Origin of the sequence: Maricaulis sp. (genome assembly GCF_048269565.1) — a bacterium.
Classification (GTDB): Bacteria; Pseudomonadota; Alphaproteobacteria; order Caulobacterales; family Maricaulaceae; genus Maricaulis.
Map to the genome: position 1 here is coordinate 24,577 of NZ_JBLXIK010000001.1, position 12,102 is coordinate 36,678.

Genomic DNA, 12,102 nt, shown 5'->3' on the forward strand with positions numbered 1-12,102 from the left:
TAATCTCACCCGGGAGGAGCCGCACCCATGACCATGATGCGCAAGACGATCACGATCCCCGACGCGATGGAAAGCTGGATCAAGACGCGGATCCAGTCGGGCCATTACGCCAATGACAGCGAGTATATGCGTGATCTGATCCGCCGCGATCAGGAACGCCATGCCGCCGAGAACCAGCTGCGTGATATCGTGCAGGAAAGCCTGCAGAGCGGGATCGGCGACAGCACACCCGCCGATATCAAGGCGCGGGTCGAGAACCGGTTGAAGGCCGATGGCCGGCTATAGGCTCACCATCAGGGCCGAGGCCGATGTCGAGGCGATCTATGAATACTCGATTCTGACTTTCGGACCGGAGCGGGCGGGCGCGTATTTTGACGCGCTGTTCGCGCGTTTCGCGCTGCTGGCCGACTATCCCGGCCTCGGCCATGATTACGGACACATCGCGCCCGGCCTGCGGCGGTTCGAGCAGGCCAGTCATTCAATCTATTATATCCGGCTCGATGACGGCGATTTGCAGATTCTGCGCATCCTTGGCCAGCGGCAGGATCCAGGGCGGCACCTGTGAAGGCTGCGCCTAATTCCCGACAATCCCGTACTCGCCGCCGCGCTCCAGCGCGCGCTGATAGGCCGGGCGGGCGTGGATGCGGTCGACCCAGGCCTGGATCTTCACCTGCGACGAGTCGAGGCCACCGCGCGCGGCGGCCGCTTCGAGCGGGAAGCTCATCTGGATGTCGGCGCCGGAAAACGCATCGCCGGCGAACCATTCATTCGCGGTGAGCTCGGCTTCGATCCAGGCGAAGAGACTGGTCAGTTCCGGGCCGATGAAACGGTCCTCGACGCGCTTGGCGATTTGTCTGGCGATCGGCTTGACGAAGAAGGGCGCCGGGGCGGATTTGATCTGGTTCATCAGCAATTTCATCAACAGGGGCGGCATCAGCGAGCCCTCGGAGAAATGCAGCCAGTAGACATAGCGGCGATGCGCCTCGGTGCCGGCCGCCGGCTTGAGAGCCGGGCCATAGGTGTCGACCAGGTATTCGATGATCGCGCCGGATTCAGCCACGGTGATATCGCCATCGGTGATGACCGGCGATTTGCCGAGCGGATGCACGGCCTTGAGATCGGCGGGCGCGCGCATCGTGGCTTCATCGCGCATGTATTTCCGGATCTCGTAGTCGAGCCCCAATTCCTCGAGCAGCCAGAGGATGCGCTGCGAGCGCGAATTATTGAGATGGTGGACAATGATCATCGGACAGCCCCTGCCGGTTGCGAACGCTGCCCAAGGCAATACGCGAACTGCTCGCAAACGCAATGCCTTCTCAGTCCAGCGCCTCCGCCGCCACCTCGCCGGACGGCGCCGTCCAGCCCTCCAGCGCCATGCCCGTGTCGAGGCCGCATTTCTGCAGGCGCAGCTGCAGGTCACGCGCCAGCGACGGGTCGCCATTGGCCAGGTCAGTGAGGGTGAATTCGGTCAGCCGCACCACATGGCCGACATGGGTATGGCCATGATCGGCCAGGGTGAAAGCCAGTTCGACCAGATGCGGCGAGCGCACGCAGAAGCTCAAGATATCCTGGTCGAGGACCGGGTTGTGCGGCTCGTGCGACCAGATCAGGTCGGCATCGTCGAGTAGGGCAGGCGCGGCCATGGAAACCTCAACCAGTTGCGTGTCAGTGGCCCGATGCCACAACATACAGTGGGAGCGTTTCGTGCTCGCGGAAATGCATAAGCTATGAGCCGCGGTGCTGGCCTGTGGAAAAGCGATTGCCGCTCAAGGGTGGCGGGCAGCGCCTCGCCAACGCTTTCTTCCCCGCCGCAGGCTGCGGGAAACTCCGAACGCCCCCGACAAGCGTCATCCCAGCGCAGGCTGGGACCCAGTCTCGTAGAGCCAGGCCGGAGTGGGATCAGGCGCCAGACTTGGCAGCGCAATGCGTGAATCTGGGTCCCAGCCTGTGCTGGGATGACGATGAGGTTTGAAACAATCGGGACAGACACAATTATTCTGACCCCAATCCGTCAACTTCATTTCTTTCATTGATTTTCCGCCCTGGCCCGCTTCGGGCAGCGCGATCCCTGAAATCCTTGCCAAGCAGGGCGCCAGACTGGAGTTGAGACGTCAAGGGCGCGAAGCGCCGCTTCGCGGTTTCACCCTTGACGCCTCAACTCCAGTCTGGCCGGATCCCGGCATGGTTTTCAGGTCGGGTTGTGGCCGAAGAATAAACGGGAACGCACACCATTTTAAGTTTCCAAGCACCGGAATGGACAGGCCTACCATCAAATTTAAAGGTGAGTGTCCCCGTTTTTTGGGATGATGGAATGGCCGGGTGAGGGGATAGGGAGGGGTAGGTTCTTCTCTCCCAGTCGCTGCTGATTTTCCAATAAATCCAATCCTTTGTCATCCCTGACGGATGCCCCACGAAGGCGGGGTGCAGATCAGGGACCCAGAACCACCATCGCGAATTCATTCACGATGGACGATCAAGAATCCGCCGCCCCGACCCCGGAATCTCAACCGTCGGGCGTCTGGGTCCCTGATCTACGCCCGGATCGCTGACGCGTCCGGGCATCGGTCAGGGATGACAACGCATTGTTTGACGTGGGGGTTTGGCTGCAAATGGGGGGCGAAGCGCCGCTTCGGGAAAATAAATGGTGACAGGCGCCCATTTTCCCGGCCCGTATCTGGCGGCCGCGGCCTAAAGCTCGTTCCAGCTCACCTGGACGCCGAGCATGGCGAAGACCGTGTCCCAGTATTGCATCAGCGGGCCGTGTTGTTCGGCCTCCCACTGGCCGCGCGGGATAAGGCGGATATCGAGGCGGACGCCGCGCAGGCTGTCGCCATAGGTCTCGCGGATCGCATCGGCGACAATCGCCGGCTCGGGGACGCGGTTTTCCAGGCTGCCGAGACGGCGGCGATAGACGGTGTAGATTTCCGAATTCTGCAGCATGTCGGAGACCAGCACGATGCGCCGCTCGGGGACGCTGCGGTCAAAGGCCGGGTCCTGGCCGAGGCGGGCCAGCGCTTCGATGATCGGGCTGTTGGGGGCGTCCTTGGGCTCGACGAGGTCGGCGAGGGCGCGGGCCAGCGGCTCGGCAAACAGGGCGTCATAGCGTGCCTGCACCCGGTCAGGATTGCGGTAAAGCGGATTGACCTGCTCGCCGGCGCCCGGATTGCACAGCGAGAAACTGTTGGTATTGCGCAGCTGGCCGCTCTCGTTGAGCTCGTAGAGCGAGAGGCGTTCGCCGACCGCGAGCTGGTCGCGCTGGTTGAGGATCAGGGCGCCGATCGCCTGGGCCTGCTCGGGGGAATAGAGGTCGGTCTTGTCGATCACCACGACGCGGTGCGGCGGGATGGCGCCGGCCAGGCACAGGGTCTGGCTGTCATAGACCGGCGGTTTGAGCACGAAGGCGGCGTAGCTGATTGCGCCCAGAACCGCGGCGACTATCAGCAGATTGAATATTCCCAGTGCATCGCGTCCGGTCATTGGGGGCCCCCGCCACTTTGTGTGCGGCGGACCCGGATGGGGCCCGCCTCGATGGTCACTCTAGCGCTGGTTGCCCGGCCCCGCCAGATCGCGGCAGATCTCGTCGTGCAATTCCTTGGCCTCGACCAATTGCTCGAGCTCGTGCTGGCTCAGCTTCTTGGCATCTTTCCAGCCCGCCTCGAGCGCCTTTTCCAGATCGGTGGCGGCCGCCTCGAGCCGGCGGGAGACACCGCCATAGCCGGGGATGGCGTCATCGAAGGTGCGGCCCTTGAAGGCGGCGATGATCGCGAATGTGGTGCCGAGCACCAGCAGCAGCAGGGCTTCGAGGGTCTCGATGCCAAGCGGGTTCGACATGGCGGCGCTGACCGGCGTCAGGACCAGGCCGGTGACATCGCCGGCGCCCATGGCCAGGGTTGCGGCGTTGAATTCCAGCAGATCGCGGAAATGGGCCGCGCTCAGATTCAGCGCCAGCAGGGTCGCGACACCGACGAGCGTGCCGATCGCGGCAAGGCCGCGGTGAACCTTCTTGTGCGGGTTCGACATGTGGCGCAGGCCGAGAAAGCCGACCAGGAAGAAGGCGGCGATCACATTGGTGAAGGAGACGGTGATGGCCTGCAGCCAGCCGCCCAGCAGACCGAGATCAGAGCCGGTCGAGAAGAAATAGGCATTCGCCAAGCCTTCAAACAGCACCAGCGAGGCGAGAACCGAAAAATGCAGGATATGGGATTTGGGGTAGATCGCGGCCCGGTCGATCGGCTTGATCGCGGACTCGCCGACCAGCTCCTGATCGTCAACGGCGCCGCCCCAGGTGCGGCGGAATTTGAGCAAATCCTCATGGCGTGCCGAAGCGAGCGCGATGGTGCGGCCGAGCTGGATCATCTCCGCCGGCGAGCGGACATCGCGGAATTCCGCGAGATCAGGCGGCAGATCGGTGAGTCTCCCGAAACCGGGATCTGTTCGGTTGTCTAAGGGCATGGCCTCCCCCTTCTTCTTCGCGCCGGTTTGGCACTGACATCATGGTTAATGGTCAATTGTGGCAGCCAATGGGGCACAAACCGGCTATTTGAGGATCAATTGCGGCGGGTCTGCGCCGAACACCCCTTGCGGCGAGGGGGGCGAGGAGGCAGTTTCGGCCGGCACTCGAGAGGCTCGCCGCAGGCTGAACGCCCGTCACAAATTTGGACAAGGGACGATATCCGCAATGAAATTCTATGATTACAAGGCCGCCCCCAGCCCGCGCCGGGCCCGGATGTTCATTGCGGAGAAGGGGCTGGAGATCGAGACCATCCAGATTGATCTCGGCGCCAGGGCCCAGTTCGACGAGGCCTACCGCGTGGTCAATCCACGCTGTACCGTCCCCGCGCTGGCGCTCGATGACGGCACGGTGCTGTGCGACAACGCCTCGATCGCGCGCTATCTCGAGGAGATCCGGCCCGAGCCGCCGCTGCTGGGCCGCACGCCGGTCGAGAAGGCGCTGGTCGCCGAATGGCTGGCCCGGGTCGAGTGGGAAGGCTTCATGGGCGCCGCCGAAGCCCTGCGCAACACATCGGAATTCTTCAAGGATTCGGCGATCACCGGCCCTGATCGCTATGAGCAGATCCCGGCCCTGGCCGAGCGCGGGCGCCAGCGCGCTGCCGCCTTCCTCACCGTGATGGACCAGCGTCTGGCCGAGGCAAATTATCTCGCCGGCGACGCGTTCAGCGCCGCCGATATTGCCGGTTATGCCTTCGTCGACTTCGCCGCCTGGGTGAAGCTCAAGCCCGGCCCGGAACTGACTCACCTGGCCAATTGGCGCGAGGCGATCTCCAAACGGCCGAGTGCTGCCCTCTAGCGCTGCGCCGCGATCACTGCGCCGCCTCAGCCTCTTGCGCCGGGTCATAGGCCTCGAACCAGCGCAGGATTTCGGCGACCTTGGTCAGCAGGCGGCTGGGGCGTGAATTGGCGATTCCGTGGAAGGAATCGGGGATCACCACCAGCCGGCTGGGCACGCCGCGCAGGCGCAGGGCCGAGTAATATTGTTCGGTTTCGCCGCGCGGGGTGCGGACATCGGCACCGCCGACCATCATCAGGGTCGGGGTCTCGACATTGCCGACCAGCGAGAGCGGCGAGCGGCGCCAGTACTCACCGGGATCCTCCCACGGCGCACTGGCGAACCAGTAGCGGTAGAAATACTGGGGCAGGTCGGAATAGAGCACGAAGCTGGCCCAGTTGATCACCGGCTTGACCACGGCCGCGGCCGCAAACCGGTCGGTGGAACCGATGATCCAGGCCGTCAGCACGCCGCCGCCCGAGCCGCCGGTGACGAAGAGCCGCTCGGGATCGATGAAGCCGCGCTCCAGCATCATGTCGACCGCGCCCATCAGATCGTCATAGTCATGGCCGGGATAGTCGTGATGGATCAGGTTGGCGAAATCATAGCCATAGCTCGTTGAACCGCGTGGATTGGTATAGATGACGACATAGCCGGCCGCCGCCATCAGCTGGAGTTCCGCCGAGAAGGACGGGCCGTAGGCGGTGAAGGGGCCGCCATGGATTTCCAGGATCAGCGGGTATTGCCCCGCCGGATCGAAATCGGGCGGGTAGAGCACCCAGCCCTCGATTTCGCGTCCGTCGAAGGGCGAGGCCCAGTGCACGGTCTCGGCGTCGGAGAGGGTGCGGTCAGCGAGGACATCGTCATTCAGCTCGGTGATGGCGTGCAGGGGCTCACCGGCCGTGGCGGTCACCAGCTCTGCCGGGCGTTGCGGCGTGCTCATGGTGGCGGCGATGCGGCCATTGCCGGCGATCGTGAAGTCGCCGCCGGTATAGGGGCGTCCCATTTCCGCGCCGCCAAGGCCGCGGGCGACCGGTTCGATCGCGCCATCGAGGCTGACCCGGGCGATCAGGGTCTCGCCATGATCCTCATACTGGACATAGATCGCCTCGCCATCGGCGCTCCATTGCGGATTGCCGACGGAGCGGTCGAGCGCTTCGGTGAGGACGCGCGCCGCGCTGCCATCGGCATTGGCCAGGTAAAGGCGCATATTGTCATAGCCCATGCGGTGATCGTCATAGCCGAGATAGGCGAGCAGGCTGCCGTCCGGTGACGGGCGCGGCGCCATGTCGGGGCCCTCGCGGCCGGTCAGGGGCTGTGGCTGTGCATCATCGCCGAGGCCGACGCGGAAAATCTCGCTGTCCGGCGCCAGGGTGGCATTGTTCTCGCGCCGGTCGGCCGCAAACAGCAGCGACTGGCCGTCGGCCGACCAGGCCAGATCGCCGCTGGCTCCGAGCTCATCGGAGGTCACGGCCACCGGCTCGCCATCGGCGATGTCGACGATGAATATCTGTTGCCGGCCGAGCGGCAGCTCGCCGACGCCGTCGAAGCGGAAGGTCAGCCGGTCCTCGACCCGGGCGCCGGCGGCCCAGTCCATATCCTCATCCTGCGCCGGCAGGGCGGCGGCGGGGATGGCGGCCCGTCCGACAAAGCCGGCATAGGCCAGGCGTGTCCCGTCCGGCGACCAGCTCAGCCCGGCTCCGCCACCGCGCAGCTGGACAATTTCCTGGTCGGCGCCGGTGGCCAGGGTGCGGATCCGGATGCTGGCAACGTCATCATCGGCCTTGATATAGGCGAGCCGGCGACCGTCCGGAGACCAGCGCGGCGTGTGTGTCGAGCCGGCTTCAGGGGCGAGGGCGCGGTGATCGCTGCCATCCGGACCGATCAGCCAGATCGCCGACCGGGTCTGGTCGGTTGTGATGTCGTTGGAGCGCCGGACATAGGCGATCAGGGCGCCATCGGGCGCGATCCGGGGATCGGACGCGGCTTCGAGGGAAAACACGTCAACGGGTTGCAGCGGCAGGGGAGATTGGGCCAATGCCGGTGTGGATATTGCGCACGCGAGTGCGGCCAGAAGACTCTTCAACACAATCAACCTCCCGTGACGATGGCTGTATCAGAACCGTTTTTGCCGCACAGGCCAAGCCACAATTCCGTGCCTGGAATGTGACGACTCTGCAACAGTCTGGTTTAAATTCGAGTTTTGGGTACGAATTGCGGCGAAGCTCTGCATTTGTTCCGCTTTTTCGCTTCACCTCAGGCCCAAACTCCCCCAATGTTTCCGCAGGGCGCGCAAAGCGCTCAATGAAAACAGCTGAGCGAAAATCGCCAGCTCTCGGGAGGGAGTTCAAGGAATGTTATCGACCAAGAAAACGATTCTGTTCGCAGCAGCCTCGGTCATCGCATTGACCGGTGCACAGGCCGCGGCGCAGGAAAGCCGCAGCGTGGACGTCATCACGGTGACGGCGCAAAAGCGTGAGCAGGGTATCCAGGACGTGCCGGTTGCGGTTACGGCCTATAATGAGGACCTGCTGCAGAATTCAGGTGTCCGCGACCTGAAGGACCTGATGATCATCTCGCCAGGCCTCAACGTCACCTCGACCACGAATGATTTTGTCACCACCGCCCGTATTCGTGGCATTGGTACGGTTGGCGACAATCCGGGTCTGGAATCGTCTGTCGGCATCGTGATCGACGGTGTGCCGCGCGCCCGTAATGGCGTTGCCTTCAACGATCTCGGCGAAATGGAACGCATCGAAGTCCTGCGCGGCCCGCAGGGCACGCTGTTTGGTGCCAATACCACTGCCGGTATCATCAACGTCGTCACCAAGCGGCCCGAGTTCGAGTTCGATTATAATGGCGAGCTGACCTATATGGGCGGCGATGCCACCGGCTGGGGTGCTGCTGCCGGCATCACCGGTCCGCTCAGCGACCGGATCGCCGGGCGTCTCTACGCTGCCAGCCGGTCTCATGACGGTTACCAGACCGCCGAGACCTTCGGTGGCCCGCGCACGGAGACCGAGGACCGCACCCAGAATTTCTTCACCCTGCGCGGTCAGGTCCTGTTTGACTTCAGCGACCAGGCAAACCTGCTGCTGACCGCTGACTACACCGAACGTGACGAGGATTGCTGCGGTGCGCCGAGCATTGTGTCCGGTCCGACTGCCGGCGCGATCAACTTCCTTGTGCCTGGCGCGCGGCCGATGGCGGGCAGCGAGGATCCGTTCAGCGGTCTCGTGCAGTCCAACCGTGACACCGGCCAGGAGATCACGGATCAGGGCTTCAGCGCCGAACTGAACCTGAACTTCGAAAGCTTCGACGTGACGGCCATCCTGTCGGATCGTGACTATGAGCTGCGCTCCGGTCAGGATACGGACTTCACCGGCGCCGACATCGTGTTCCGCGATATCGACAACAACCGGTTCGAATTCGGTAACACCACCTTCGAACTGCGCGTCTCCGGCTCGACCGAGAATTTCGAGTGGATGGTCGGTTCCTACTATTCGAACGAGAACCTGGTTCGCGAAGACGCCATCCAGATGGGTGCACACTTCTCGACCTATCTCGGCCTGCTGGGCGGAAGCCCGACGCTGGTCACCGACCTGGCCAATGGCCTGGGCGGCTTCCTGATCCCTGGCTATGTTCCGCTTGCTGCGGGAACGGGCGTGCCGCTGGGCGGTGGCAATCCGGTGGGTGATACCTTCACCCAGGATGGCGACAGCCTCAGCTTCTTCACGCACAACACCTGGCACCTCACCGATGCAACAGATCTGACCTTCGGTCTGCGTCATACGCGGACTGAAAAGACGGCGCATTTCGACTTTGGTGAAAGCTATGCGCCGGCGTGTGACGTCTGGGAAACCGTGTTCGGTGATGCCCTCGACTTCTCGACCCCGTTCGCACAGGCCGTCCTGGGCTTCTTCCCTCCAGGGTCCGACACTTTCGGTGCGTACACCTGTCTGCCGTTCGCCCGGGATGTTTTCGCCCGGATCGACAATACGCAGACGCTCGAGGAGAACGAGTTCTCCGGCCTGCTGTCACTGTCGCACCGCTTCAGTGATGACCTGTTGATGTACGGGACCTATTCGCGTGGCTACAAGGCGGGCGGTTTCAACCTCGACCGCTTCGACCAGGCCGGCAGCGATGCGGTGGACTTCACTTCGGTGCTCGCGAATCCGAACACCTATCCGGCTCGTTTCGACCCGGAAACCGTCGACAGCTTCGAGATCGGTATCAAGACCGAGTGGGCCAACGATACGGTGCTGGCCAACTTCTATCTGTTCCAGTCTGATTTCGACACCTACCAGCTGAACACCTTCAACGGCATCGCCTTCTTCGTGACCTCGATCGATGGTGCATCGACCCAGGGTGCCGAGATGGAACTGCTCTGGTTGCCTGAAGCCATGCCTGGCCTGACCATGCAGGGTGGCCTGACCTACGCCAACGCGACCTATGACACGTTCGCTCCGACGGGCACGCCTGAAGTTGATGTCCTGTCCGGTCAGAACTTCTCGCTGGCTCCGGAATGGTATGCGTCGGCCTCGGCCACGTATAACGGGACCTTCGGCGACAACATGACCTGGCTGGCTCACCTCAGCGCCCGCTATCTGTCGGAGCACAATACCGGCTCCGATCTCGACATCGAGAAGATGCAGGATGCCTACACCGTGTTCAACGGCCGTATCGGCATCGGCGCTGCCGATGAGACATGGTCGCTGGAACTGTGGGGCCGCAATCTGACGGATGAAGGCTATATCCAGGTCGGCTTTGATGGGCCGTTCCAGCCTGGTTCCTTCAATGCCTCTACCGGCCAGGCACGGTCCTGGGGCCTTACGCTCCGCGCCCGCCGCTAGTCGAGCCTACGCATGACAGGGAAGGGGCCGGGCGGCGACGCCCGGCCCTTTTTCTTGTCGGTCTGCTTGGTTGTGGGGCTGCTGTCCTGTCGCCCTGCTGTCCTGCGGGTCCGTTATCGGGCCATGCACACGCGCCTGTGAGACTACCGACACTTGCGCAAGGATTGTGGCTGCACAATCTTCACCACATCACCTGCTTTGGGGTGCCTGCCCTGAATTGGCCGCGATACGATGATTGAACAGGCCCATATGATTCGAATCCCCACCGTTGAGACATTGATGATTTTGCCATGACGCTGCGCGCCCGAAATATTCTGTTGATCGCCCTGGCCGGCCTGCTGGTCGTGACCGGCCTGTCCATGGTCGTCGGACCGTTTTCCATCGCCAGCCTCGAGTCCCGTCTGGAGAGCAATGCACGCGCCGCGCTCGACCGGCGCGAGATGGACTGGGCCCATGTGCGCTTCCGTGGCCAGGAGGCCATCCTGTCCGGCGCCGCCCCCAATGACACGGCGCGCGAAATTGCGCTCGAAGTCGTGGCCGGCTCGACCTGGTCGGGTGGCAGCATTGCCGGCGGCGTGACGCGCGTGGTCGACGAGATCACCGATGCGCGCACCGATCGCGGCTTTTCCTTCCGCGCCGATGTTGCCTTTCGGGGCCGCGTGCTGATCCGCGGCGACGCGACCGATGCCGCCGCCCGCGATGCGATCGCCCGTTTCGCCACCGCCAATTTCCCCAACGGCGCCGATTCCGACCTGACCCTGATCCCGGGCGGCGCTCCGGCGGCTGAATGGGAAGAGGCGGCCAAGCGCCTGCTCGGCCAGCTGGCGCGGCTCGAACGCGGCGCCATCGTGCTCAGCGGCCAGCAGGGCGGCCTTTATGGCGATGCCGAGAATCCGCAAATTGCCCGCTCTGTCGCCAATACGCTGCAATCGATGCCGGCGCCCTTCCGCGCCGCGTCGATCATCATTCCCGCCGGGGCCCCGGCCATCGTCAACGTGCCGGACATTGATGCCTGCGCCGCCGTGATCCGGGCGGCCCAGGGCACCGATGCGCTGCGCTTCGAGACCGGTGGTGTCGGTGCCAGTCCGCTGACGGAAATCGCCCTGCGCCGGCTGGGACGCACCTTTGGCGCCTGTCCCGAGGATGCCCGGCTTTCCGTGACGATCAATATCGCCGATGGCGGCGAGGAACTCGCGCGGCAGCGTGCCGAACAGGTGCGCTCGCTGCTGTCCGGCGGCGCCGAGGGCGAGAGCCGGGTTATTGTTGCGCTGGCGGATGACCAGTTGCAGGCACTTACGTTTTCCGTTTCATCGATTGAGGGTTGAGGCATGTTCTGGCTGGTCTGGCAAATTGGTTTCCTGATTTTGGCGGCCTTCGGATTCGGGGTTCTGACGGGTTGGAAGGTCTGGAGCGGCGAGGCGCGCAGCGTCGAGGCCGACAAGGCGCTGGCCGATGTCATCGCGCTGCGCCGCGAGAATGAAAACCTGGCGCGCCGTCTCGGCGAAGCCGAAGCGCGCGCCGTGGCCGCAAGCCGCGCCCCGGAAGCGGTGAAGGCCGGTCACGCCGATATTCCAGCCGATTCAAGCGAGAAGCGCGAACCGGCCAAGCCGGCGGCAAAGCGCAAGGCTGCGCCTGCTGCAGCCAAGCCAGCCGCAGCACCGGCCAAACCGAAGCCGGCCCCTGCTGCTGAACCGGCGACACCGGCGCCCGCCGAGCCGGCGCCGGCCGCTGCCGCGTCCGACGAAGATCTGACGGTGATCAAGGGGCTTGGGCCCAAGGCCGCCGCCAGCCTGAAAGCCGAGGGCGTGGTCCGCTATGCGCAGATCGCCGCCTGGAGCGAGAGCGATATCGCCGACTGGGACGCCCGCATCAATGGCCGCGGTCGCATCGTCCGCGATGACTGGGTCGGTCAGGCCAAGGCGCTGATCGCCTGAGCCAGATCACTTGGCACGGGATGTCGGC

The 12,102-nt window shown here is 63.9% G+C and carries 11 protein-coding genes; 6 read left to right on the plus strand and 5 right to left on the minus strand.

What is annotated here, in order from left to right:
- Positions 1–27 precede the first annotated feature (27 nt).
- Positions 28–285, plus strand: coding sequence for a type II toxin-antitoxin system ParD family antitoxin (locus ACN0YL_RS00110; RefSeq protein WP_417491805.1), 258 nt, complete (start codon positions 28–30; stop codon positions 283–285).
- A complete protein-coding gene (locus ACN0YL_RS00115) occupies positions 272–565 on the plus strand; it encodes a type II toxin-antitoxin system RelE/ParE family toxin (RefSeq protein WP_417496616.1) in 294 nt (97 codons plus the stop codon). The genes ACN0YL_RS00110 and ACN0YL_RS00115 overlap by 14 nt, the downstream gene beginning before the upstream one ends.
- Positions 566–574: 9 nt before the next feature.
- Here the strand turns inward: ACN0YL_RS00115 and ACN0YL_RS00120 are convergent, their stop codons facing one another.
- The 4 genes from ACN0YL_RS00120 to ACN0YL_RS00135 all read right to left on the minus strand — a co-directional run bounded on the left by ACN0YL_RS00120 (position 575) and on the right by ACN0YL_RS00135 (position 4,452).
- Positions 575–1,246 (minus strand): glutathione S-transferase family protein, encoded by a 672-nt coding sequence (locus ACN0YL_RS00120; protein WP_417496617.1) that lies wholly within the window; start codon positions 1,244–1,246, stop codon positions 575–577.
- Between the two features lie 70 nt (positions 1,247–1,316).
- Positions 1,317–1,643 carry a hypothetical protein gene (locus tag ACN0YL_RS00125; protein ID WP_417496618.1) on the minus strand — a complete coding sequence of 109 codons (327 nt, stop codon included), beginning with the start codon at positions 1,641–1,643 and terminating at the stop codon, positions 1,317–1,319.
- Positions 1,644–2,688: 1,045 nt separating this feature from the next.
- A complete protein-coding gene (locus tag ACN0YL_RS00130; RefSeq protein WP_417496619.1) occupies positions 2,689–3,477 on the minus strand; it encodes a hypothetical protein in 789 nt (262 codons plus the stop codon).
- 60 nt (positions 3,478–3,537) lie between these two features.
- Positions 3,538–4,452 (minus strand): hypothetical protein, encoded by a 915-nt coding sequence (locus ACN0YL_RS00135; RefSeq protein WP_417496620.1) that lies wholly within the window; start codon positions 4,450–4,452, stop codon positions 3,538–3,540.
- 226 nt (positions 4,453–4,678) lie between these two features.
- Between ACN0YL_RS00135 and ACN0YL_RS00140 the strand changes: the two genes are divergently transcribed.
- The gene (locus tag ACN0YL_RS00140) at positions 4,679–5,308 is read left to right on the plus strand and encodes a glutathione S-transferase family protein (RefSeq protein WP_417496621.1); all 630 of its coding nucleotides are present in this window, start codon (positions 4,679–4,681) and stop codon (positions 5,306–5,308) included.
- A gap of 13 nt (positions 5,309–5,321) precedes the next feature.
- Here the strand turns inward: ACN0YL_RS00140 and ACN0YL_RS00145 are convergent, their stop codons facing one another.
- Entirely contained in the window at positions 5,322–7,325 is a 2,004-nt protein-coding gene (locus ACN0YL_RS00145; RefSeq protein ID WP_417496622.1) for a S9 family peptidase, read from the minus strand.
- 316 nt (positions 7,326–7,641) lie between these two features.
- On the opposite strand from ACN0YL_RS00145, the gene ACN0YL_RS00150 reads away from it, so the two are divergent.
- From ACN0YL_RS00150 to ACN0YL_RS00160, 3 genes are all read left to right on the plus strand, one after another.
- Positions 7,642–10,140, plus strand: coding sequence for a TonB-dependent receptor (locus ACN0YL_RS00150; RefSeq protein WP_417471282.1), 2,499 nt, complete (start codon positions 7,642–7,644; stop codon positions 10,138–10,140).
- A 290-nt stretch (positions 10,141–10,430) separates the two neighbouring features.
- Positions 10,431–11,465: a hypothetical protein gene (locus ACN0YL_RS00155; protein ID WP_417496623.1), complete on the plus strand. Its 1,035-nt coding sequence runs from the start codon at positions 10,431–10,433 to the stop codon at positions 11,463–11,465.
- A gap of 3 nt (positions 11,466–11,468) precedes the next feature.
- A complete protein-coding gene (locus tag ACN0YL_RS00160) occupies positions 11,469–12,074 on the plus strand; it encodes a 5' DNA nuclease (protein ID WP_417496624.1) in 606 nt (201 codons plus the stop codon).
- Positions 12,075–12,102: the final 28 nt, after the last annotated feature.